This is a genomic window from Paenibacillus sp. Aloe-11 (genome assembly GCF_000245715.1).
GTDB lineage: Bacteria > Bacillota > Bacilli > Paenibacillales > Paenibacillaceae > Paenibacillus > Paenibacillus kribbensis.
In genome coordinates this window covers 361,152-386,196 of sequence record NZ_JH601054.1, presented here as the reverse complement: position 1 = coordinate 386,196, position 25,045 = coordinate 361,152, and the positions used below count along the sequence as shown (strand labels likewise).

Genomic DNA, 25,045 nt, shown 5'->3' with positions numbered 1-25,045 from the left:
CTATTTCAACTCAGTAAGGTCAAGGTTTAATATTTTGGCGATTTCCCGTAAATTGTCATAAGCCGAATCCGTTATTTCACCATATTTATCCAATCCCAAGGCTTTCAAAGATTCAGGGGATTCTTTATCCATGTCAAGATATGCCTGCTTAATTTTTTCTTTCAATCCGCTATCCAGGTCTTTTCGTACTGCTACCGGAGAGGTTGGAATCGGGGCTGATTCATGAAGAATGCTTACATCCGGGAGCAGGTTTTTCGCTACCATTGCTTTATATACAGTATCGGAAGTAGCGCCAGCATCCACTTTTTTATTCTGCACTGCCAGAGCTGAAGCATCCCCCCCACCCGCATAGAGCGAAGTGGAAAAATCTTTGTCAGGATCGACCCCGTTTTTCAGCAGCTCATTTCTGGGCACTAGATTTCCTGAAGTGGATGCCGGATCGATAAATGCAAATGTCTTGCCTTTAAGGTCAGAAATCGTCTTTATTCCCGAGTTCTTGCGTGTAAGGATAACGCTCTTATACGTTGGTAATCCAGTGTCTGCGTCAACCTTCGACACTATAGCCTCGGCATTGGCCTTCTCGGTAGCTAGCAGGTAGGAAAAAGGGCCTAAATGGGCAACGTCGATTTGCTTGCTTCTCATTGCTTCCACTACAGCTGTATAATCATTAGCCACAAAAATATCAACTTCCATGCCAAGTTTCTTGGATAGATATTTTTTTAAAGGCTTCATTTTGGATTCAACGTTCTCACTGTCTTCGCTGGGAATAACCCCGATTTTCAACTTGTCGGGCGTATAGGCTGAGGTTTCCTGTTGGCTGCTTTTAGCAGCTCCAGTGTTTTGAGTGCCTTGTCCGGCACATCCTGCCGTTCCGAAGATGACCAGAATACTTAATAAGGGAAAAAGCGCTTTTCTAATGATGGACATGATGTTGCTCCCTTCAAATCAATGATTGTTTCTATGGGGTTCATTCCTTGGCATTTCCCAAGAATACGGAAGATGAATATGCCAGCAGCGTTGTTAAATGCGTATAGTAATATTTCACGCCTTGCTCCAAACGTCTTGGTGTTATTTCAAGATTGCCTGCCGTACCAGCCAGCTTTCCAGACTCTATAATTTTGCAAAAAGCATCGTCCATAACCTTTTTTACCACAGGATGCCCGGCATCTCCGGGATGTCCAAGCGATTGAGAAAGGTCGGACGGGCCAATAAATAACACGTCAATTCCTTCAACTTTCGCGATAGAATCAAGGTTATCCACAGCATCCTTGTCCTCAATTTGGACACAGACCAACAGATCTTGATTAGCCTGTTGGGCATAATCAGTTAAACTGATCCCGAATCCGTAATTGGCAGAGCGTGTTCCCACGGCCAAGCTTCTATTGCCGACCGGATAGTATTTTACTGCATTGACAACTTCCTGAGCCTCTGCCGCAGAACTGACATGTGGCGCTTGGATCCCCATCACACCACGATCCATGTATTGCCCGATTAACTCCGGATCGTTTTTTTGCGGTCTAATGATGGGTGTAATGTTGCTCGCTTCCGCTGCCATTACCATGTATTCAACGGTTTCCAAGGAGATGGAACCATGCTCGCAATCAATCAACACCCAATCGTATCCTAATTTTCCGGCCATTTCTACAAGCTGAACCGAGGGGATCATAATTGAAACCCCTAAAGCCGTTTTACCTGCTAAAAGTTTTTGCTTCATCCTATTTCGCAATGGAGTATCTCCTTTAAACACTGGAATTTTTATTCAACCCCAACATTGACATATATCCCCAATGTCGAATCATTTAATCCGTATAAATGGTTTATTCACGACTTAATCGTTTAATCACGTTAGCCAAGAGCCTTGTTCTCGGCACCAAGCTTTCGATATCCAAAAACTCCTCCGCAGTATGCGCGTTACCGCCACGCAGACCTACGCATCAATCGTCGCTATCCCTACCGCCGAAGTCAGGTTGCCGTCCGATCCTGGGCATCGTAGCTCATCCTTTCTTTGCGGCTTTCAAAAACGCAGATGGATTCATTTCAGATTTTCCTCTCGCATTTTCAATAGAGACAATGCCGCCCTGATCAAGGCAACAGCCTCCTGCAATTGTGCCAGGGATGTAGCATAGGAAAGCCGAATAAATCGGGGAGCCTGAAACATGTCCCCTGGCGTTACGACGACACCCACTTGATCCAGCAAATATTCGGCAAAGTCCTTGCTATCGGCAATCGTCCCCTCCTCATAAACTGAACCAAAGTAACGGGACACATCCACCATCAAGTAAAAAGCGCCTCTCGCATTGGGGCATGACAATCCCCGAATCGATTGAATTTCACGAATCAGATACTGCCTTCGTTCATCAAAAGATTTTGTCATTTCCTTTACCGAATCCCCCTCATCCTTGAGCGCCGTAATCGCCGCGTATTGACCGATCGAGCTTGGATTAGAGGTGGTGTAGCTTTGAATGACTGTCATGGCGCGAATCACGGGCAATGGACCGCATGCGTACCCGATTCGCCAGCCCGTCATGGCATACGCCTTGGATAACCCATTTATCGTAATCGTCCGCGCTTTAATTTCCTCGCTTAAAGCCGCGATCGAAGGAACTTTTTCGCCATAGACCAAATGTTCATAAATTTCATCCGCAATAATGTAAAGATCATGACGAACAGCGATCATACCGATGGCATACAACGTTTCTCGATCAAGTACTGCTCCGGTCGGATTGTTAGGATTTGTCAGCAAAATAGCCCGCGTCTTGGAAGTTACTTTACTGCCAAGTCGCTCCACGTTGAGCCCAAAGTCTTGTTCCGGGTCGGTTTCAACAAACACAGGCCGCGCCCCTGTATGGGCGATCATTTCCGGGTAACTCCCCCAGCAGGGAATCGGTAAAAGCACTTCGTCACCCTCGTTGCAAATCGAAAGCAACGCATTCGCCACGGCTTGTTTGGCTCCAGTGGTGATGATCACCTCCTCCGGGCCATAACTCAGACTGTTGTCTCTCTTCAGTTTGTCGCAAACAGCCTGCCGAACATCATGTGTCCCCTGCACAGGTGTATATTTCGTCACACCTTTAATAATCGCTTCTATACCTGCATGAGCGATATGGACTGGTGTGGGAAAATCCGGTTCCCCCACGTTAAGCGCGATAAGCTTGCGGCCTGATCGGCGAAGTGTTTCGACTTTATCTCTTAATTCTGCTCCGATATAAGGATTAAGCGCACGGACACGATCACTCAGTTGATAATTCAATGGTTGGCTTCCCCTTTCGTTTTATGTGGTTTCTACAACAAAATCATAATATATAAATGTAATATAAGTGTAAAAACAACATGTTAATATTGTAAAATTTATAAATACAAATAAAAAGCCAAATAAAAACAACACCCCGCTTGTTTCCAAACGAAGTGCTGCTTGTTTCGCATTTCTCTTAAATTTAAATAGAAACCCATTGCAATGAGGACAATTCGGTGTGTGGTTTCCATTCTTCCGGCAAGTCTGTATTCGTAATAATCATGTCCACTTCAAGCAGAGAAGTTACTTTATACAGATGCTTGACTCCCATTTTGGAAGCATCCGCTACCAGCACTTTCTTTTGGCTTTGAGCCAGCAGGCTTTTCGTCATTAGCGCGCTCTCGCTTTGAAACGTACTGATATTTTCAGGCGTAAAGCCTCCACAGGAAAAAAAAGCCTTGTTTATGGTAATGTCTCTTAACATGTCTTGAGCGAGTACGCCCGACATCCCCATCGAAGAAACTTGAAGCTCTCCGCCAATCTGAATCACCCGCCCGTCAAATTCCCCATTTCGTTTATATTGAGCGAATTCAAATATGATCGGAACAGAATTGCTGACCACCGTAAGCTCTTTTTTGTCTCTTAAGAATGGCGGCATTTGGGCAACGGTGCTTCCTGCCTGGAGGAAAATAATATCGTTGTCCTCCACCCATTTGGCTGCCTCGGCCGCCAGTTTTCTTTTGACCTCCAAATTGATCGACTCTCGATCGCTATATATCCATTCCAGCTTTTGATGGCTCGTTTTGATCGCTCCGCCAAATATTTTTTTTAATTTGTTCAGACTCTCCAACTTGTCCAGGTCTCGCCGAATGGTCTCGGTTGTCACGCCGAATTTTTCGGCAAGCTCTTTGACATAGACTTTGTCGCGCTCATCTAATTCCTGCAATATCTCTTTCCTTCTTTTCTCCACTTCGCTATAGGAAGAATGCATCCTTACCCTCCACACTCTTTGTGTATTCCGTTACATTTATCTTAGCTGAATCACACCAAAGAATCCATGGGAAAGCGACATATTCAACTTTGCTTTTCGATCATTTACAATTCAGAAACAACGTAATTTCATTCTAATATTATATTTAAGTGGAATTGACAAGGTAAAAATCACATCCTAGGATTATTTTTAATAAAATGTTGCCTAATAAATACAACGGAGACCACCTTGGTGGGAGTCTCCATCAGCAAGTCAAATGAAGCTAGGTTATGACGATCTCGGCTTAACGTCCACCGCTTTCACATTGTTCTTAAAATTCTACGCGAATAACTCCCTTATTTGCGAAGTCTCTTTTTCTCATGTAACGCTTTTACGCTTTCGCTGCCGAGATTTATCTCCGAAGCTCCTATAAAATTGCCCGGAATATCGACGAAGTGGCCTTTTCATGATCCTACCGACATAATAAATGCCACCCGGTTGTCGTGCTCAACCGGGTGGCATCATAGTCTCTTACATATGGGGGTATCCTCTGCCTTGGGTGCGGTCCATCAGCACCGGCAGCGAGAATCGTTCGATCTTACTCCTCCCCATTTGGCTGGAAAGAAATGATTTATTCACGACTTAATCGTTTAATCAGGTTAGCCAAGAGCCTTGTTCTCGGCACCAGGCTTTCGATATCCAAAAACTCCTCCGCAGTATGCGCGTTACCGCCACGCGGGCCTAACGCATCAATCGTAGCTACGCCTACTGCCGCAGTCAGGTTACCGTCCGATCCTGAACCGATTTTCATATCCGTTAACGACTCTCCCAGTTGCATTGCTTCTTCTTGAACGATTTTCAATAAATGCTCAGATTTCGCAGTCTTGATCATCGGAGGTCTTGTAATACCGCCTTGCAAGACTAACGTTGTTCCTTCAATCGTTGGCGCCCCGCAAATATGTTTGATTTTGTGCTCCAACTCTACCGCCTGTTCCAGTGTCTCCATTCGTACATCAATAGAAGCCTTGGCATGGGCAGCAATCGTGTTGGGAGTCGTTCCGCCGCTAATCACCCCGACATTGACATGGACGCCTGCACTTGGATCAGTCAGCGCATGAAGTTGAATAATTTTATGCGCAAGTTCGCCAATGGCGCTTCGTCCCTTTTCCGGTTCTTCTCCGGAATGCGCCGCCTTTCCGGTTACATGCAATTCGAATTTACCGCCGCCGCGCCGACCGGTTATAAGTCTCCCCGTCATATCGCTCGGTTCAACAATCAAAGCATACTTAACGCTTGCCGCTTCCCGCTCAATCAGGTTCCTGGAATAGATCGAACCGTGCTCTTCATCCGAATTCAGAATGATTTTGACCCGCTTGAAACTCTCGTCGCCTTGTTCAATCAATGATTTTATTGCAAACAGCGTCATGACCAAGCTGGCCTTCATATCATATATGCCGGGTCCGTAAGCATAGGATTCATCGCGTGAAAATGGCCGGCTTTGTGCGGTGCCCACAGGAAATACCGTGTCCATATGTCCAATAATCAAGATGTCCGGGTGCTGTTCCTCAGGATGAACAATGACCAAATGGTCCCCCCGCTCGGATTGCCGATCGACCGCAACCTGAAATCCAAGAGCCTGATAAGCAGAGGCCAGCACATTCCCCACCTGATCCACACCCGCTTTATAAAACGTCCCGCTATCGATATTGACAAGCTTCTCAATCAGGTCGAGTATGTCGGCTTCCTTGTTTTCCCAAAATTTTGTTCGCATCGTAGCTCATCCTTTCTTTGCGGCTTTCGAAAGAGCGTTACTTGTATTTTCACAAAAACAATCGGTGAGATATGTCGATCCATTCACATCAGCGATCCGAATTCCTTTTGCTCGTTCGGAATCCGCATATAATTCTTCATACTTAACAGTGTCGTGCTGAACCGCCTGCTCTTCGCAACCTTTCAGACCTTCAAATAAAACCCTTCCTGTAAAGCCGCTTTCACCCGTAACTCCAACCAAGTGCAAAGCCGTTGGCGCAATGTCAATAATGCCTGCAGGAATGTCAGTCACATGACCCTTTTTAAAGCTTGGGCCGAATCCCATGCAAAACGGCCGCATATCCCCGTTCCGGATAGAGCCATGGTAGGCTTTATTCTCCGTTTTGGTGTTTAAATAATGAACAACTCCTTGAATGCCATCCTGATTTAATTCATCGGTCCACGCTGGAACGACAGCCAACAGAGGGGCTCTCTCGTGAGTAATGCTTCCGATTACCGCACTCAGAGGCAGAGCATTTTTCAGTTGCTGATGAAGCGGTTCTCTCGCCAATAGCATACCGCACCAGGGTTGAGCGGATAGCCAGTCAGCGAGCGCCTGCAATTCCTCGACTTGATTTTCGTCCCCATAAATGAAAGCGTCCACCGCGGTCAAATTCAATTCTCTTTTCAATTCTTTCCGGGCTTGATCCAAATAATCCTCCAGACTACCGACCATGTTAGCTGTCGAATGTCCGTGATCGCTGATGAGCATGATATCCAATTCATCCTCGAGTCCAAGTCGCGAGACAGCCTCCAAAATCTCGGACAAACATTGATCCACTAGCCTTTGGGCTTGTTTAGCCTCTTGCGAACCGATGCCGCAAAAATGTTGCGTTTCGTCCGGTTCGGGAAGCCACAGCACCATAACGGTATTTTGTTCATCGGGCAATTGCTGTTCAATGAGCGTCCGAACGGCCCATAAAGTGCGTTCCTTCTTTCGGATCGAGACATCGGTTTCGTCAGCGGCCGGACCTCGCGCAGCATGCAATTCGCTAAGCTCCGGGAGACCATAGTCGGTAGACGGATTCATAACATGCTGCGGATGGTGAAAATTCCAGATCAATGAAGCTCCCGGCGAACTTCCGGCCGAAACCGTCAAACGCAAGTTCGCTTGGGCCAATCGGTCCCCGAGCGTCGGACGCAAGAGCAGCTCTTCCCCCGTTCGCTGCTGGAATTGCAATATTTCCCGATGGTCACCTGTCTGGAGCAGTCCGTCTTCCGAAAAACGAGGCGAGTACATGAGATTGCCCATCACACCATGCTGTCCCGGATAGGATCCAGTGGTTAATGAGGCCATGCACACCCGTGTCAGCGATGGATAAACAGAATAAAAAGATTTGAACACCGTGCCGCTTTCCATTAACCGGCAATAAGTAGGCATCGTGTCGGCATTAACCTGATCGGGCCTTAATCCGTCCGTTCCGATAATGAGTACCCGCCGTCCCGAAGGACTTTTCTTCTCAGTCGTTTTCCCCATGGTTCTCAGTCCTTTTCTATTAAATAGTCATTCATTTTTTAGCTGCACTCTATTCCTTCAACAGCTCACGTATCTTGTCGGCAGCTTCCTTCATCGATTCCTGGGCTGGAACATTTTCGGCATAGGTTTTTCCGAGCGCATTTTGGATTTCAGTCTCAATCTTTTCGAAGTTAGGCACGACCGGGATTCCCTTACCGTAGGGAAGTTGGTCGACAGTAATTTTGAAGAACGGATTTTCTTTATAAAACTTCACCATTTCAGGCGCTTTAACTGCAGATTTTCGAATCGGCATATATCCGGTATGCTGGGCGAAATAAATGGTTTGCTGCTTATCGGTAAGAAACTTCATGAACTTCCAGGCCGCATCTTGCTTTTCCTTCGGGGCCTTCGCCACAATCGCGAGATTTCCCCCGGAAGTCGAAGGAACGGCATATTCTTTAAACTTTGGCACAAAATCGACGCCAAGCTTAAACTTGACATTGTTTTGGATCTGGTTCAGGTCTCCTGTCGAGGCCAGCAGGAAAGCTACCTTGCCGTTTTGAAAATTGATCATTTCCTGATCGCCGTCTCTATTCCCGCCGAGAGGCTGCATCATGGTCTTATCGTCATATATCATTTTCCGGTACATTTCCAGACCTTGAATCGCCGGCGCTTGGTCGATCACAACATCCTTTTGATCCAGGCTAAGAATATCTCCACCATTGGACCACATCAATGAGTAGTAGTAGAGGGGCGGCAGCAATGACGCATAGCCGAATCGTTCTGTCTTCCCATCCTTGAGGACGGTCGCTTTCTTCGCGGCGGTCATCATTTCGTCCCAAGTGGATACCGGGTGCTCCGGATCAAGCCCGATCTCCTTCACGATATCTTTATTGTAGTACAAGATCGGTGTACTCCGGTTGAAGGGAAGGGTGTATGTCTTTCCTTCAATTAACGTGTTATCTACAAAGCTGTCTACAAAATCGCCGTAGTTAAACTCCGGATCCTTTTGAATATAAGGGTCAAGCGGCAGCAATGCTTTATTGTAAGCAAAGGCCGGCCAGAATCTGGCGTTCAACTGAACAACATCCGGTACAGCATTGCCCACAATTGCCGTCAATAATTTCTTACCGATATTATTCGTACTTTCCTGGAATACCGCATTGACCTTCACTTCATCTTGCGATTGATTAAATTGTTCGGTCAAATCTTTAATGGTGTCCCCGATCACGCCGCTATTGCCGTACCAGAACTCAATTTGTACCGGACCCTGCTTGTTACTTTGCTGTGATGTGATGGAAGACGAAGCTCCTTGCCCGCAACCTGCAAGCAACATAACCAAACTTGACGCCATGATAACACTTTTAATGAATGTACGTTTCAATGTTTTCACCTCGTTTTTTAGATATCAGAAAGAATAAACTTCCTGGGATAAGCTACCTGGTATCACAAGAAAAACTTCCGCTAAACGCGGTCTGTCTTCTGTGAAAGTACGTCGATAAACATTATTCTTATAATGACATATCGCTTACTTTAAACCTGTAGTGGCCACGCCTTTTACAATAAACTTCTGCATGGAAATGAATAATACGCCTAATGGGGCGATAATAACTGCAGCAGCGGCCATGACCAGATTCCACTGCGTTCCTCCGCTCCCTCCGCCGCCTTCTTCCATAAATCGCGATAGTCCTAACTGAACTGTCCGCAAATTTTCATTGTTGGTTACAATGAGCGGCCAAAATAGTTCATTATAATTCCAGATAAAGGACAACAAGATATACGTCACAACAGCTGCTCCCGATAAAGGCATCATGAGATGGCGCATGATTCTGGTGTGTCCGCAGCCATCGAGAATGGCGGCTTCCTCAAGCTCTTTCGGCACTTGCATAAAGGCTTGTCTCAGCATAAATATGCCAAATGCTTTTACGGTGAATGGCGCCATCAAGCCCATATACGTATCCACCCAACCGAGTTGTTTGACCGTCAAAAAATTAGGGATAAACGTAACTTGGTCCGGAATCATCATGGTAGCGAGAACCAAGAGAAAAAGAAAACCGCTTCCCTTAAAACGCAGCCTGGCAAAAGCATAAGAAGCCGGGATGATCAACAGCAGTTGCACCATGATAGTGGCGCTTGCTGTAAATAGGCTATTGAATAGATACCGGGCCAGCGGAGCCAATTTCCATATTTCCACGTAGTTTTCCCAGCGAAACACTTCCGGGATCAACGTAGGAGGAAACACGTACACTTGATCGGCGCTCTTTAATGAACTGCTCAACATCCATATAAAAGGAAATAATATAACGATTGAAAAAAGACTCAAAAGGGCGAATCCGAACCATCTAAATGCAAATTGCTTCAATCTCATTGATAGTGCACCCACCTTTTGGAGACCTTCATCTGGATAAATGTGATGAGCATCAGGATAACAAAAAGCACCGATGAGGCTGCGGAAGCATAGCCGATATCAAAAAATTCAAAGGCATGCTGGTAAATGTAATAAATGATCATATTTGTGCTTTCTGCAGGCCCACCACGGGTCATCGTAAACAGCAGATCGAAATCTTCAAAAGAGCCAATTAACGCGACGATCAGTACAAAGAAGATATAAGGAGAAAGCAGCGGCAGCGTAATCCGGGTAAACAACTGCAGCCTTCCCGCTCCATCCATCTTGGCCGCTTCATACAGGGAGTCCGCTATATTTTGCTTGCCGGCCAGCAGAATCACCATGTAGTAGCCGACTACCTTCCAGACTTTCGTAATGATTAGCGCAGCCATGGCCCACCCCGGCTTTGCCAGCCAAGGAGCAGGAGGAATAGAGAAGAAATCCAGCACCCAGTTGATCAGACCAAAATTCTGGTTGTACATCCATACCCATAGGGTTCCAATAGCCGCCATAGGTGTAATATAGGGCAAAAATACGACCGAACGAAACAATCTGACGCCTCGCAGTTTTTCGTCCAGTACAACAGCCAGTACAGTAGCCAGCAAGACCGTAAAGCCAACTGAGAAGATACTAAATATAAACGTGTTTCCAACGACACTCCAAAATTCGGACGAAGTAAACATCCGCGAATAATTGCCTGCGAAAATCCAATTAAAATCAGGGGTAATCAGATTCCAGTCCGTCAGGCTCAGAAAAAATGTCATACCCATCGGATAAAGATGAAATACAACAAGAAGAATAATGGCTGGAAAAACCAATAAATAAGCAGTTAAATTCGTATACGCCCATTTGGCTATGCTTGTTTTGTTTAAATGTTTATCCATGTGCACTCCTTGGCATCGATTGATGGATCGCTTCTATACCTGCATGAGCGATATGGACCGGTGTGGGAAAATCCGGCTCCCCCACGTTAAGCGCGATAAGCTTGCGACCTGATCGACGAAGCGTTTCGACTTTATCTCTTAATTCCGCTCCGATATAAGGATTAAGCGCACGGACACGATCACTCAGTTGATAATTCAATGGTTGGCTTCTCCTTTCGTTTCATGTGGTTTCTACAGGGAAATCGTAACACGGAAATGTAATACAAACGTAAAAACAACGAATTAATATTGTAAAATTTATAAATACAATTAAAATACCAAACAAAAACAACACATCATTTGTTTCCAAACGATGTGCTGCTTGTATCGAAATTCTTATAAATTTAAATAGAAAGCCATTGTAATGAGGACAATTCGGTGTGTGTTTTCCATTCTTCCGGCAAGTCCGTATCCGTAATAATCATATCCACATTATGTAGGGCGGTTACTTTATACAGATGATTGACGCCCATTTTGGAAGCATCCGCTACCAGTACTTTCTTTTGGCTATGAGCCAACAAGCTTTTCATCATTATCGCGCTCTCACTCTGAAACGTACTGATATTTTCAGGCGTAAACCCCCCGCAGGAAAAAAAAGCTTTGTTTACGGAAATATCCCTTAACATGTCTTGAGCAAGTACGCCTGACATTCCCATCGAAGAAACTTGAAGCTCTCCGCCAATCTGAATCACTCGGCCATCAAATTCCCCATTTCGCTTATATTGAGCGAATTCAAATATGATCGGAACAGAATTGCTGACCACCGTAAGCTCCTTTTTGTCTCTTAAGAATGGCGGCATTTGGGCAATGGTGCTCCCTGCCTGGAGGAATATAATATCATTGTCCTCCACCCAATTGGCGGCCGAGGCCGCCAGTTTTCTTTTGACCTCCAAATTGATCGACTCTCGATCGTTATATACCCATTCCAGCTTTTGATGGCTCGTTTTGATCGCTCCGCCAAATATTTTTTTTAGTTTGTTCAGACTCTCCAGCCTATCCAGGTCTCGCCGAATGGTCTCGGTTGTTACACCGAATTTTTCGGCAAGCTCTTTTACATAGACTTTGTCGCGCTCGTCTAATTCCTGCAATATTTCTTTCCTTCTTTTCTCCACTTCGCTATAGGAAGAATGCATCCTTACCCTCCACATTTTGTATGTTATTCCGTTACATTTATCTTAACTGAATCACACCAAAGAATCCATGGGAAAGCGACATATTTAACTTTGCTTTTCGAACATTTACAATCCAATAACAACGTAATTACATTCTGATATTATATTTAGGTGGAATTCACAACATAAAAACCACATTTTAGGATTCTTCAAATGTATACCTCAAACCAACTTTCAACCTCATTATAAGCTCGCTGACACTTAAGGACTTTAAACAATGTGGTAAAAGACGTAAAAAAGCACATCTAAATAAACATATACTATAGCCTGTTTACACGTTCTCGAATCCAAGCTGTTACGAAAAGGAGAAGGCCTAGAGCAATGCAGAAGAAATCTAATATGACTTGGCTCGTTCCTAGATATATTTCGAACTCGTCAACGCTAGGGGTTCTCCACATACTCATTACTAGCGTAAGCAAGCCTAATGGAAACACAAGCTGGCGGTATTGTTTAAGTCCAAGTAATTGACTTGCCCCCAATGCTGCCGTGTACAGATAGGAGGTTAACTGAATGAACGTGCCGGGGAGCCAGACGATCAGTAACAAAGCGTCGACATGCTGGATAAATTCTCCTATTTTTATATACCGGACGACCTCAATAAACGGATAATTCAAAGTGCTGACATGCTTCCCGAAAAGGAAAACGGATACGAGCCCAGAGACAGACAATGTAACCATGAGACAAAACCAGGTTAATAATGCGTACGCTGTCGTTTTCCTCTGATTTGACACGAACGGGAAACAGCTTAACGGAATGATGGCCCCCTTAACAGAGGGAATGATCCCTTTGCCCATAATAGGTAAGATATTGTTTACGTCCCATTCAGTAATTGACAAGATGATCAACAGTCCGAACACCAAGAATGTAAGCGGAAGGAACAGCTGTGCAAGCCTTCCTAAAACCTCCACACCTCCTCTAACGGCGTAGGATACAAGCAAAACCATGCCGCCAATAGCGACAAGTGTGGGCGTTTTTCTTAAAAAGACGGCCGAAATAAAGTCGCCATATTCCCTCAATATAACGGAAGTCAGATTTATTCCATAAAATATGACGGCAAGTCCCGCGGCTTTGCCCAGCCAAGGTCCGAGCAGCCGCTCACTATACTGAATGATGGTCTCCCTCCGAAACATGTTGCTGAGGCGGATCATCGCTAGCACGAACAGTAAACCAGGCAGATGAGCCCAGATCGGTGATATCCATAAATCGTGTCCGGCATCCTTTCCCGTTATTTTTGGAATATATAGAATTCCATCGTAGGCAGCAACCGAATAAAAAAGAATACCTAACTGCGCTGCTGAAATCTTTCCTTTCTCCATCATAGGAAAACTCTCCTTATTTCAACCCGGAAATCAGCGGCTTGAATATACTGTTAAGCATAACGATCGGTCCCGGAATATCGGGAAACATGAGGATAAGCACAGCTATGAGCCATACAGCACCTGTAACGGCGATTAATGACACCCGTTCTCTTTTTTGATTGTCTCCTAGACAATGCCATTCAGCCCAAACTATCAAGGCGCATACAAATGTTGTTCCCGCCATGTTCAACCAAATCAATTGGTTTTACACCTCATTTCAAGAATCGCCGACGGGTTCATTGTTCATCCCGATTTGTCGGATCTTTACCTTAACCATCACATTGGCTGGAACCGAAGGATAAATTCGTTTCCAACGCTTCTCTAAATGTTGCCATTCCCGAGGATTTCGCTGGTTGATCGCTTCGCCGAAGCCGAAAATATCGGCTCCCATCTTTTGGGCTTGCTTAATTGTTGTCTCTACCTTTTGTCGGATTTTGTCGGCAGCCGCATGTTCAATATCGCGAATAAATTTCGAATTCGAAGTTTTAAAGTGAGTCGTATTTTGAACGACGCTCATCTCGGCTTCGATAGAAACGTCCATATGCGGCATTTCTCCCTCAAGTTTTGGAACAAGTCGAGTGCTGGAAGAGAGGACTCCTAATGATAGTAACGAAGAGGGGGGCCATTCCAACTTGACCGTCTCAACATCCCCCCTCGTTTGTTTCAAAATCCATCTCATCCCCGAGAATGACTCCCCTTGAATCAATCCGACCATACGGTCACGGGAGAAGACTGCATATCCTTTCACATATGGGACGCTTTCCTTTCCGTCTTGGGTAGTGTCGACGTAAGGGATTACCGCATCTTTTGAAATATTGCCGAGGTTCTGTACGAGACGGTTTAGGGTTATCGGTCTGCGAAAGAGCCGTTTGGATTCACCACCCAGAAAATCCGCTTTGGTCCGTTCGAGCGGGGAGGCGGAAGCGAGAAAAGCACGTGCTGTTCCCTTGCAGACGAATGGTTGAATCCGAAGGCGAATATTACTGTCGCGAGCGAGATAATCCAACTGTTCCCGAAACTGGCTGCGAGATAACGAATCTCCGACAACCAACATTTCAAGTTGCCCCCAGTAGACGGCGCGGGAAAGCTTTCGCTGCAGCTCGGAGGCAGCCTCCGCTACCGTTGCCCCCGAAGCGGACCAAATCAAAGTCGAACCGCTAGTTTTAGATTTACTGTTATCCTGTTGTGTCTTACCCCCTCCCTCCTTAGGAATGACAATCTCCAGAGATAATTCAATCTCCCCATCTTTCTTCTGGTCCAAACCGGCTGTAGTCACAATCGCCAGATCATTTACTTCGTTTCTGTCCCAACAGCCCGTTGAAAATAGCAAAACGGATGCCGTCATTACTAGCAATACTCCCTTACAAACATGTATCCAGATGCATAATAATCTGATCTCCATAATCCGTCAGTTCCCGCCTCCTCTGCCTGAGCCCGGTTTCTGCCCCCTAGCAAGTCGATGGCGGTTCTGTAATTTTGAAAAACCGGGACGTCTTGACATTTTCCATCGTGGAGCCCGAATGGCGGTATCCATCATTTCATTTGGTATAAAAGGTGCAAAAGGAGATAAGAATGGGACGCCGTAAGAACGAAGCATACACAAATGCGTTGCTATCGCGATAACACCAAACATCACACCAAGCATACCCAGCGTCCCACCAAGAATGATAAGCGGCAGCCTCAATAGACGAATGGCAAACTCTATAGAGTAGTGAGGAGCTGTAAATCCTGCAATGCCTGTGAACGCAATAATAATGACGATCGGTGCCGACACGAGCCCGGCCGAGACAGCAGCTTCTCCTACGACTAACGCACCGACGATAGTAACAGCCGAACCGATTTGCCTTGGAAGACGGAGACCGGCTTCACGCAGCACCTCAAACGCGAGTTGCATCATCATTACTTCTAAGAAAGTCGGGAACGGAATTTCCTCACGTGCTGAGGCAATACTGACCAACAGCTTGCCTGGCACCATTTCATGATGAAAATTCAAAATCGCGACGTATACTGCCGGAAGTATCATGGATAAGATAAGCGTCCAGTACCGCAAAAAACGCAAGAAGCTGGAGTATACTGTTCGGTTGTAATAATCGTCTGCTGCTTGCAGAAGCGTAGCCAACGTCGCGGGAACGATGAGCACATCAGGCGTGCCGTCGACCAACAGAACGACACGGCCTTCGAGCAAGCTCGCTACCGCAACATCAACCCGTTCCGTAAACTGCTGCTGTGGAAACGGCGAGTAAGGATTGTCTTCTGTTAGTTCTTCTATGTACCCTGTCTCCAGAACGCTGTCGATATCGATACGCTCAAGCCTGCTTTGCACCTCATGTAATAAGGAAGATTTAGCCAAACCGTCAATATAAGCAATACAGACTTCAGTCCCCGTATAGCTGCCAATTCTGTGCGATTTTACTTGCAGCTTTATGCTCTGAATTCTTCGTCGCAACTGCGAGAGATTGGTCGAGATCGATTCGGTAAAGCCTTCACGCGGCCCCCGCAACGATGTCTCAGTCTGAGGTTCTTCTACATTACGCTTGTCCCATTGAGCGAGTCCTAGTAGTGAAGCACAAGTACAACCGTCAATTAGAAGAACAGGATTTCCTTTGATCAATTGCTTAGCACATTCCTCAACGGTCGTAGCCTCATCGACAGAAATTACGGGTAGGAGGCGCATTTTAACAGATTGCAAATCGTTGCATACTACGTCCCTCGATTGCATGAGAGGCCTCAGGACGTTAGTGTCGATCTCCTGCCTATCCGACATGCCCGGTATATTGACGAGTTCAGCCCGTACCGTTCCGCCGATCAAAAACGAGCGAAACGAAACATCGTCGGCTTCACCTAATACTCTTTGGAACGCTTCTACATTGAGGTCTAACTCAGCAACTAGAACAGTGCGATCTTTTAATTCGATGTTGCCATGAGAAGCAGAAAATCGAGTTTGCACCCTCACCTCCTCCTATCACCAAATCAAGTAATGGCTGTTCAATTCTGTTGATGTTTAATTTAACCTGAGAGACGATTTTTTATCCCCATCTTTCACCAGTCACAAAAACAATGTTCCTCTAACCCGCAAAAAAAGCCCTTTCCGATCTGGAAAATTAGTCGGAAGGGGCCGAATATGTTCTATACTATCAGTTCGCCTATGCGAATCTTGATATTATCCAATAAGCTGAGGCTTTTTTATTTTTGGACCAGCTTTCCCTCTTCAAGGAAAAACACGCGATCGCAAAACGGCAATATTCGGAACGAGCCATACAGCAGCGGAGCATATCAATTTACTAGGAGAAAACCATTTTAATTCAGTGAAAGTGGTCTCATTAGATTCTCTAAGACCATGAAAACTTCTTAGAGTTGTTAAAAATGGGGGAATCGTCTTGGAAATGTGCTTAACGTTGTAAATCCGCATTTTCCTGACGGTACCCCGATAAGAAAATATTTACGAGAACAGCGTTATCTGTTTAGAAGCAAGAGCCGGTGGTCTCAGGACCGCCGGCTTTTCTATGGTATGCTGCAGTTGACACGAACGCTTGCGAGGCGTTATTTAGGGTTTTCATTACTCATCCAGCTGTCCACAAAAAGTTGTTGAACATGTTCTTCCCGACTTGCAATTTGCTGCAGCAGTTTCTCGGCTTCCGTCTGATTCTCAAAGCCGCCTATCACCATGGCAAACTTTCCATTTTGTGTTTTGACAATGCTGCTACCATCTGAATTATACTGTTCAGCAAGCAAAGCTAGCGTTTCATCTTGCTCCATTTCCTGGCTTCGTACGAAGAAAAGCCTATGAGCTTCAGCATTTTTAGGGGTAGAGAAAAGCTTTAACTGGATGAAACCTGGTTGGCGGTACTCTGATACTGAATAGTCAACATCATCTTTTAGCTCAACTACAAAGCGGATCGCAGAATCGTCCAAAATAATGTTCCGATATGCATCCTTTACATTTTTAAGTGCTTTGATGTCCTTCTCCAGCTTGGCATAGTCTAATTCACGAACCCCATTAAAGGTGAATATAAGACGATTTGGACCTACTTGATGATCAAGCGTGTATGCTGGAGCAGACGCGAGGTGTTCGCCTTCAAGCTGAAAATAAATATTTAACGTGTCAGCTTCTTTAGATGTTGTAAGCAAGACACCATCGTTTGGCTTCCCACCGTTTCCCACTTGAAGGATTTTAACGACAGGGCCTATCACTGGTACATCGGACAAGGCCTGAGCTACACCAGGCATATTAATTGTAATCATCATTGCCGCACATACAGCAAGAAGAGAACAGCCTCGCCAAAACATCTTTTTACGTTTCTGGTGCTGTGCGCGATGACGAACGTGTTGAATCACTTCAGAGAGACGGGCGGGGATTTCAATATTATCATAATGTTCTTTACCGTTCATCAGTAATCAACCTTCTTCCGTGGTCATTTGTCTTTTAAGCTTATCCAGAATTCGATAGAATCTTGACTTGACTGTGTTCTCCGAAATAGATAGCACCTCTGCCATATCCTTAAATCGCTGACCCTCAAAAAATTTCAAAATGATAAACGTCTTGTCTTTTGGGGATAAATAATCGAGTGCTTCGTACAAATCCCATTGTTCTTCCAAAGTTATGCCACTTTCTTTAACCATAAATGGTGTCTCGCAATCCTCAATGTAAGTGTATTTCTTTTTGCGTTGAATATGGTCAATAGCAGAGTTGATGACGATTCTGGTCATCCAAGTCTCGAAGTAATCCGGATCTTTCAATTTTTTATAAGAAAGAAAAGCTTTATACGAAGCCTCAGATACGATTTCGATGGCATCTTGTTCGTTCTTCACATAAGAGAAAGCAAATCGGTAAAGCTTTTCTTTGCAAGCCATCAACCGATCGCTAAACTGTTGTTCGGTGAATGCTGCATTTGTTTTGCTCAGTTTGAGCACCCCCACTGCGGTTTATGATGTTATGTATGTTAGACTGCGAAACAATTAAAATAGTTTCAATTTTGAATTCAATGGATAAGAACAGACAATGGACATCTGTCAATGGATTGGACACAAAAAAACGAGAAAATTACCTGGAGCGTACCTTCAAACCAGAAACTGGTCATGTTATTTCAGATGGTTAAATAAAAGTAGATACGAGTCCACAAGCATGGCTCGGGCACAAAAAGGGGCAGCCAAGCAAGCGATTAATCCGCCTCTGGACCGCCCAATAGCTTGTGCTTAAAGCCCCCTTCGTATCGTCTCATCATATATATGACATGCACATTTTATAGGGTTATAGATTCCATGCATGTCCTAGTAAACCTTCTGGTTATTGCGCTGTGTAGCCGCCATCCATTAATGGAAGCCATATTGATAATACGACCAAATTTTTGTTTTTTCATCAGAGGAAACGCCAGCTTGGTCGCTATAAAAGGAGCTGTTAGCATTATCTTCCGAACACCAAGAACGTAAGCGGCAGGAACAGTTGTGCTAGCCTCCCTAGAACCTCCACGCCTCCTCTGACGGCATAGGATACAAGCAAAACCATACCGCCTATGGCGACAAAGGTGGGCGTTTTTTGTAAAAAGACAACTGAAATGAAGTCGCCATACTCCCTCAATATAACGGAGGTCAGATTAATACCGTAAACTATGACTATGGACATATTTCGGGAAATTCAGCAAATGCATCTGTTTTCTTGAGTTCGATAAGCTGAGAAATACAATGTCTGTGATCCTGCAGTATACTCTGTAACATGAAGTTACATATTTTTTTGACCTGTACCATCTATTTGCAATTCAGCTTCTGCATACAACACAGCAGTCCCGCTCATTTTCACGCGATCGCCTTCCAAAAGGCAATACAAAGTGCCGCCTCGCTTGGACAGCTGACGGGCTACCAGTTCGTTTTTACCCAATCGACCTGCCCAAAACGGAATTAAGTTACAATGTGCAGAACTGCATACAGGATCCTCGTTGACATTCAATTTGGGGAAGAAACTTCTGGAAACGAAATCAAAGGTTTCCCCTTCTGCTGTAATACTTACACCCAACCCATCTGGTAAATCTTTGAGCTTTGAGAAGTCAGGCGAAAGTTGGCGAACCTGATCTTCATTTTCCAGTACAAACATTAGATCCCGGCTCAGATAAGTTTCTATAGGTGTCACCCCGAGTGCCTCAATCATGTCATTGGTTAATTTGAATGGTTCAGGCAAACGACTCGGAAAGTCCATTTCGAACAAGTTTCCCTTCTTTAGAACAATTAATATTCCCCCTAGAGTATGGAACGTAAACTGCTCTGCATCGGGTTCATAAAACCTAGCAAGGACAAAGGCAGTCGCCAGTGTGGCGTGTCCGCAAAGCTCAATCTCTGCTGCAGGTGTAAACCACCTTAGCCGGTAATGTTCACCTTCTTTCACTGCGAATGCCGTCTCGGAAAGGTTATTTTCGGCTGCAATGTTTTGCATAGTGTTGTCTGGAAGCCATTTATCCAGAATACAAACCCCTGCTGGATTACCTTCAAAAACGTGTTCTGCAAACGCATCGACAACGTAATATTTCATACATTATTCCTCCTTGTTTTCACCAGACAGACGCCTTAGTGTTATATATTTGATAACAATATGAGTATTATAAGCTCTAGATGTGTATAACACTCAACATTCAACTATAACACTACAAGGAGGTTAAGAGTGTATATCGATATTCAGAGAAACAATGAAATTTCCATAACCAAGAAAATTAACTATATTATATAATATTCTTCACTCTATGATTTCGGATAAAAATATATCAGGTCATTCTGCCAATTACTTAACTAAGATGGGTAGATAAAAGGATGAACAGGGTAACCGCCCTTTTATCCATGACAGATTGCATTAGGATCGGGTCCATATTGTGTGCGACTTTGCTTACTTTAATATTCTCCTTTAATTACAAAAAACGAGCCCCGAATGGTTCCAGCTAGTTTAGACTTCTGTCTTGCAAACTTGAACTTCCCTTCTAATTCCTTTGGTACCTCCATTCCCTCAGAAAGCTTAAAACCAACGGCCCGCTTCTTAGGGTCATCAATCGTATACATGACATTGAGCCCCAGACCATCCTCATAAAAAATGTATGCAAATTGGATATTTTCCACTTGAAAACGCGACGTCTCTAAAGGTTTGGCCGCAAACTCAATATTACGTTCTTCTTTCAAAATTCGGTTCACATAATCAAGGGTTTCCTGGCTTTGGCTGGCTGGTACAACTGTAAATTCATGCTTATATTTGTTCATAAAGTAACGGGCTTCATTAGCTCGTAAACCAGCAAGTGCTTCTGCTACTGGTGAAGACTCTAGGCCAACTGTAGACACATTTTTAAAGTCAACGATATAGGACATTTCCATTCCTCCTAAAAGTTTTGCGAACGTTACATCTTAGATCCTACTTCGAGCAAAACTCGCATCGGAAGCATACACTTATTTCTCTATTTCCTAACGACAGGAATCCACATTTCACCAAATACTAAGCCGTTTCGCTGTCCCATCTCAACTGTTGCATTTGGCCCGCCAACATAGGCAAAATTCTTTGCTTCTGGCAAAACTTGACCAAAGGCAATACCAGTAAGCTTATTACTCAGCTCTTCAGCCGTCTTCCCTTCTCCTCTTACAACCAAGTATTCCCCCTTAGGAAATTGAATAACTCTGGATGCTTCTGATACCGATGCCTCTGTCATGACGCCAGCATAATGCATCATCTTGTTATTCACCGCTTCGTTCACGACAAAAATGTAGTCATTTGCGGCTATGGACTTTAAAGTGTCAAGCCTTCCATCTTGTTTCACTGCCTGCCAAAAATCTGCCTTTTCCTTGTTTATGCCGGCATAGTCTGTATAATCGCTCTTGAGCTCAGTTCCAATGCCTAAAACGGTAAAGCTGTCTTTTTCCTCAAGGGTATAATCCACCATATTCAAAACCTTCCTCTTTTTTAAATTAATCAAATGATTGGTCTTTTCACTTGATGGGTTTATAATAACCATAAATCATGTCAAAAAATGATACTGTTTAGGGGGGGGGCCGATGAAAAAAGTTGAACGGATTAATACCATCATGCGGTATATCAACAACCGCACCCACTTTACAATTTCTGAAATCATGCGAGAATTTAACATCTCTCGTTCGACAGCTATTAGAGATATCAGAGAAATTGAAGCCATGGGGATGCCACTTGTCGCTGAAGTTGGAAGGGATGGGGGTTATTTTGTCATGAACAACTCTGTCCTGCCCACTGTCCGCTTTACCGATAATGAGACTAAAGCTCTGTTTATTGCCTTTATGGCCACAAGAAACCAACAACTTCCTTATCTAAAGAGTCGTCAGTCTTTGGCTGAGAAATTACTAGGCCTCATCTCGGAAAACCAGCAAGATGACCTTGTTCTCTTGAATCAAATATTGCTTTTTGAAGGGACCAACCCCCATAATCCTGACCTGCTTGATCTGTCAGACCTGCCCCATCCTATGTTGGAAAAACTCATCCAAATCCTTCTTTTGGATAGCTATTTATTGGTTACCGTCAAAGAAGAGAAGGTAATAAAGTCTTATCCCATTTATCTCTTGCACCTTTATCGTGAAAAAAACTTATGGCACATTGAAGGCTTTGACTTAGAGGGAGAAAAGAGACGGATTTTTCCTGTCGACAATCTCACCAATGTAGAACCATACCCCACGAAAAAAAGAGCAAGTAAGAAAAAGATTTTAGAAAAACTAAGTAAGCAAGAAGAAGTTATCAATCTTGTCCTTGAACTTGGTCCAAAGGCGATTGCCCAGTTCAAAAAATACCATCCTTTAAAAGTTTCAATTTCCTATACGAATCCTTACCAAACCACAGCCATTCTAAACACTTTTATCGATGTTCATAATTCAGAAGAATTAACCGAAATCATAAATTGGCTACTTTTCCTAGGTGCGGATATCAAGGTCAGGGAAGTGCCAGATAAGGTCTTAGAAGGTTTACAAGAGAGATTATACTTATATTGCCCATAAAAAGATGGGTAGATAAAAGGACGATCCGGGTAACCGCCCTTTTATCTTAGCCATTATAATATTTCGATATACCCTTCTGTTCCATGCACGCGAATTCGTTGCCCATCTTTTATCAGCTTGGTAGCATTCTCCACTCCGACAATTGCTGGCAAGCCATATTCACGTGCGATAACTGCTCCATGGGTCATCAGTCCACCAACTTCGGTGACTAGGCCTTTTATGGATACAAACAATGGTGTCCAGCTAGGGTCAGTAAAGGAGGTGACTAATATATCTCCATCTTCGAGATCAGCATCTTCCATGTTTAAGATGACACGTGCTCGTCCCTCTATAACTCCGGAAGAAACAGGTAGACCTACAATAGCTTCGGCTGGGATATTTTCTCGTTTGTACTCACCTGCAATGATTTCACCATCAGACGTGATAACACGTGGTGGAGTTAGTTTTTCATATAATTTGTACTCGTCTTTTCGTTTGCTAATGATTTGGTAATCTAGTTCATTTGTGCGTACGACTTCGTGAAGTTCTTCAAAAGTGAGATAGTATATATCTTCTTTTTCATGAATAACGCCCGCTTGTACGAGTAGTTCGGCTTCTTTCAGTAAAGCTTGCTTATAAACGAAGTAGCGATTAACCATGCCGTATTTTGGATATTCACGATAACCGATGAAATTCCGGATTAAGCTGATCACTCGTTTTGTCTCTTCAGCTTTTTGTTCACCATCCGGTAATTGCTTCAATCGATCTAATAACTCTTGTTCTTTTTCTAAAGCTTCCTGTCGCCCTTGCTCAAATTTCCGATTGCCAGCATTAGGCTCGAAGTTTTTGATATTACTGAGAATCATAGGGACAAGTGTAAGTGGTTTTTCACTCCAACGAGTTCTCGAAATATCGATTTCACCGGCACATCGCATTCCGTATTTGTTGAGATAAGCATAGATAGCGTCTTGAGTTTCCTGTCCACCATCAAACTTAACCAGTTCATCCAAAAAATTATCATCTTTTACATGTTGTAAATAAGCAATGACTTCCGGATAAGGACGAATCACATCTGCGACATCCAATAGCGCCAGACCCATTTCCGAAGTAATGTTGTTTGGTACAGATTGGGAAAGCGTATCTGCTGCGTTTTTTTCACCTAACCACTCGTACATTTTTTCATTGATCCATGACGAAGCATTCATAGCAGTCCTAAAAACCTTTGAACTTTGTGGGTCAAATAAGATCTTCTTTAATTCCTGGAGATCTTCCAGAATAAAATCAAATAAATCTGCTCCCGATTTCGTTTGGATGTTTTGTTTTAATTCTTCTATCGATGCTTGACTGTTCTTAATCAAATCAGAAACGATTGCCGGATCGTTTTCGATTTGTGCTTGAAAACCTGCAGACGACAACCCTTTACTGCTATTACCGGGACTCAGTTCTTTTCTATCATCTGGTAACGATTTTATAAAATCTCGCTCTATTAGGGTCATAAATGCGTCTTCTATGAGCGGATCGGATTTTCCCAGGGTATTTAAGAAAGTTTCTCTTCTGACAGGTGAAGCCAGCATATGTGTAACATCAACAAACAACCTTCCACCGGCTTTACGCATGGGCGCAGAAGTTATTAACAGGTAAAAAGACAATCCCAATGGTTTTATCGGGTCAGTCATCATTTGTTGATGACCAACAGATACATAAACGTGATTTTCTTGATCATTCGCTTCAGGGATCGGGTATAAAGTCGTGATTGACCGGCTCTGGACAATATAAAATGTATCATCGGCCAAACACCATTCGATATCTTGCGGGTAACCAAAATAAGCTTCGATCTGTCTTCCGATGCGTGCCAGCCCTAAAATTTGTTGTTCAGTAAGTGTTTGAGTCTTTTGCTGATCAGGATCGATCTGCTTTGTCTCTGTTCCGCCTTCTTTCCGTCCATAGATAGCTATTTTTTTGGTTGCTATCCTCTTATCGACGATCTCCCCTTCCTGTACTTTATAACCATCTGCAGAGACCAAGCCAGAGACCAGTGCTTCTCCAAGTCCAAAACTGGCATCGATGGATAGCAGCTTTCGGTTGGAAGTAATCGGATCAGCGGTAAATAAAATCCCTGAAGCCTGTGGGAAAATCATCCTTTGAACGATAACGGATAAATAAACTTGACTGTGGTCAAATCCATTTTGCATACGGTAGATTACCGCGCGATCCGTAAATAGGGAAGCCCAACATTTGCTGATATGCTGCAAGATTGCTTCTTTACCGATGATATTTAAATAGGTGTCTTGTTGACCAGCAAAAGAGGCATGTGGTAAATCTTCAGCAGTCGCACTAGAACGCACTGCATACGCATGTTCATCACCAAACCGGGAGAGATAGTGAGCAACTGCTTGCACAACATCGGAAGGAATTTCTATTTCCATAATGCTTTGTCGAATCTTCCTGCTGATTTCACCAATTTGATCTCGATTTTCTACTTTTAGCCTGGTTAGTCGATCCAACAAAGCATGATACGTTTCGTTTTGTTCGATGGCTTTTTGATATCCTACTGTTGTAACACAAAATCCTTCGGGCACTTGTATTCCCTCAATTTTTGATAATTCCCCTAAATTTAACCCTTTTCCACCAACGAGCAAAAGCTGCGTTTTTTCCATTTCCTGAAAACCGAGAACCAAGGAATTCATTCAACATCTCTCCTAACCATTAAATTGAGAAAAACATTTGACAAGAGGTTAGCGGCATGGTAAACTTAGAGTGTAAGATACATAACTTTTATCCATA

22 protein-coding genes and 1 pseudogene are annotated in these 25,045 nt (G+C 44.0%); 1 reads left to right on the top strand and 22 read right to left on the bottom strand.

Annotated elements, in window-relative coordinates; translation table 11 throughout:
* The 21 genes and pseudogenes from phnD to WG8_RS12630 all read right to left on the bottom strand — a co-directional run bounded on the left by phnD (position 1) and on the right by WG8_RS12630 (position 21,207).
* On the bottom strand, positions 1–927 hold the full coding sequence (gene phnD / locus WG8_RS12725; protein WP_007430589.1) for a phosphonate ABC transporter substrate-binding protein: 927 nt from the start codon (positions 925–927) through the stop codon (positions 1–3).
* A gap of 40 nt (positions 928–967) precedes the next feature.
* Positions 968–1,747, bottom strand: a complete 780-nt coding sequence (locus tag WG8_RS12720) for an HpcH/HpaI aldolase family protein (protein ID WP_232289099.1) — start codon at positions 1,745–1,747, stop codon at positions 968–970.
* Positions 1,748–2,032: 285 nt separating this feature from the next.
* On the bottom strand, positions 2,033–3,250 hold the full coding sequence (locus WG8_RS12715) for a pyridoxal phosphate-dependent aminotransferase (protein WP_007430587.1): 1,218 nt from the start codon (positions 3,248–3,250) through the stop codon (positions 2,033–2,035).
* Between the two features lie 184 nt (positions 3,251–3,434).
* On the bottom strand, positions 3,435–4,223 hold the full coding sequence (locus WG8_RS12710) for a DeoR/GlpR family DNA-binding transcription regulator (RefSeq protein WP_007430586.1): 789 nt from the start codon (positions 4,221–4,223) through the stop codon (positions 3,435–3,437).
* 610 nt (positions 4,224–4,833) lie between these two features.
* The gene (locus tag WG8_RS12705; RefSeq protein WP_007430585.1) at positions 4,834–5,973 is read right to left on the bottom strand and encodes a M20 family metallopeptidase; all 1,140 of its coding nucleotides are present in this window, start codon (positions 5,971–5,973) and stop codon (positions 4,834–4,836) included.
* 6 nt (positions 5,974–5,979) lie between these two features.
* Positions 5,980–7,488 (bottom strand): alkaline phosphatase family protein, encoded by a 1,509-nt coding sequence (locus WG8_RS12700; RefSeq protein WP_007430584.1) that lies wholly within the window; start codon positions 7,486–7,488, stop codon positions 5,980–5,982.
* A gap of 49 nt (positions 7,489–7,537) precedes the next feature.
* Positions 7,538–8,860: an ABC transporter substrate-binding protein gene (locus WG8_RS12695; RefSeq protein ID WP_232289098.1), complete on the bottom strand. Its 1,323-nt coding sequence runs from the start codon at positions 8,858–8,860 to the stop codon at positions 7,538–7,540.
* A gap of 135 nt (positions 8,861–8,995) precedes the next feature.
* Positions 8,996–9,835 carry a carbohydrate ABC transporter permease gene (locus WG8_RS12690; RefSeq protein WP_043891020.1) on the bottom strand — a complete coding sequence of 280 codons (840 nt, stop codon included), beginning with the start codon at positions 9,833–9,835 and terminating at the stop codon, positions 8,996–8,998.
* Entirely contained in the window at positions 9,832–10,737 is a 906-nt protein-coding gene (locus WG8_RS12685; protein WP_007430581.1) for a carbohydrate ABC transporter permease, read from the bottom strand. The genes WG8_RS12690 and WG8_RS12685 overlap by 4 nt, the downstream gene beginning before the upstream one ends.
* A complete protein-coding gene (locus WG8_RS12680; protein ID WP_007430580.1) occupies positions 10,730–10,936 on the bottom strand; it encodes a hypothetical protein in 207 nt (68 codons plus the stop codon). The genes WG8_RS12685 and WG8_RS12680 overlap by 8 nt, the downstream gene beginning before the upstream one ends.
* A gap of 184 nt (positions 10,937–11,120) precedes the next feature.
* On the bottom strand, positions 11,121–11,909 hold the full coding sequence (locus WG8_RS12675; protein ID WP_043891019.1) for a DeoR/GlpR family DNA-binding transcription regulator: 789 nt from the start codon (positions 11,907–11,909) through the stop codon (positions 11,121–11,123).
* 299 nt (positions 11,910–12,208) lie between these two features.
* A complete protein-coding gene (locus WG8_RS12670; protein WP_007430578.1) occupies positions 12,209–13,267 on the bottom strand; it encodes a GerAB/ArcD/ProY family transporter in 1,059 nt (352 codons plus the stop codon).
* A 256-nt stretch (positions 13,268–13,523) separates the two neighbouring features.
* A complete protein-coding gene (locus WG8_RS12660; protein WP_007430576.1) occupies positions 13,524–14,651 on the bottom strand; it encodes a Ger(x)C family spore germination protein in 1,128 nt (375 codons plus the stop codon).
* 63 nt (positions 14,652–14,714) lie between these two features.
* The gene (locus WG8_RS12655) at positions 14,715–16,253 is read right to left on the bottom strand and encodes a spore germination protein (protein ID WP_007430575.1); all 1,539 of its coding nucleotides are present in this window, start codon (positions 16,251–16,253) and stop codon (positions 14,715–14,717) included.
* A gap of 593 nt (positions 16,254–16,846) precedes the next feature.
* Positions 16,847–17,695 carry an SPOR domain-containing protein gene (locus tag WG8_RS12650; protein ID WP_007430574.1) on the bottom strand — a complete coding sequence of 283 codons (849 nt, stop codon included), beginning with the start codon at positions 17,693–17,695 and terminating at the stop codon, positions 16,847–16,849.
* A gap of 6 nt (positions 17,696–17,701) precedes the next feature.
* On the bottom strand, positions 17,702–18,157 hold the full coding sequence (locus WG8_RS12645; RefSeq protein WP_232289097.1) for a sigma-70 family RNA polymerase sigma factor: 456 nt from the start codon (positions 18,155–18,157) through the stop codon (positions 17,702–17,704).
* 455 nt (positions 18,158–18,612) lie between these two features.
* Positions 18,613–18,714, bottom strand: a pseudogene (locus WG8_RS27120) (SDR family NAD(P)-dependent oxidoreductase); the annotation flags it as partial.
* Entirely contained in the window at positions 18,708–18,926 is a 219-nt protein-coding gene (locus tag WG8_RS27115; protein ID WP_232289096.1) for a GerAB/ArcD/ProY family transporter, read from the bottom strand. The pseudogene WG8_RS27120 and the gene WG8_RS27115, both read right to left, overlap by 7 nt.
* 96 nt (positions 18,927–19,022) lie before the next feature.
* Positions 19,023–19,823, bottom strand: a complete 801-nt coding sequence (locus WG8_RS12640; RefSeq protein WP_007430572.1) for a PhzF family phenazine biosynthesis protein — start codon at positions 19,821–19,823, stop codon at positions 19,023–19,025.
* Positions 19,824–20,176: 353 nt separating this feature from the next.
* Complete coding sequence (locus WG8_RS12635; protein WP_007430571.1) at positions 20,177–20,641, bottom strand: hypothetical protein; 465 nt, start codon at positions 20,639–20,641, stop codon at positions 20,177–20,179.
* A gap of 86 nt (positions 20,642–20,727) precedes the next feature.
* The gene (locus WG8_RS12630; protein WP_007430570.1) at positions 20,728–21,207 is read right to left on the bottom strand and encodes a GyrI-like domain-containing protein; all 480 of its coding nucleotides are present in this window, start codon (positions 21,205–21,207) and stop codon (positions 20,728–20,730) included.
* A gap of 112 nt (positions 21,208–21,319) precedes the next feature.
* Between WG8_RS12630 and WG8_RS12625 the strand changes: the two genes are divergently transcribed.
* Positions 21,320–22,282 (top strand): helix-turn-helix transcriptional regulator, encoded by a 963-nt coding sequence (locus tag WG8_RS12625; protein ID WP_007430569.1) that lies wholly within the window; start codon positions 21,320–21,322, stop codon positions 22,280–22,282.
* Between the two features lie 53 nt (positions 22,283–22,335).
* Here the strand turns inward: WG8_RS12625 and ppsA are convergent, their stop codons facing one another.
* Entirely contained in the window at positions 22,336–24,948 is a 2,613-nt protein-coding gene (ppsA, locus tag WG8_RS12620; RefSeq protein WP_007430568.1) for a phosphoenolpyruvate synthase, read from the bottom strand.
* Positions 24,949–25,045 lie beyond the last annotated feature (97 nt).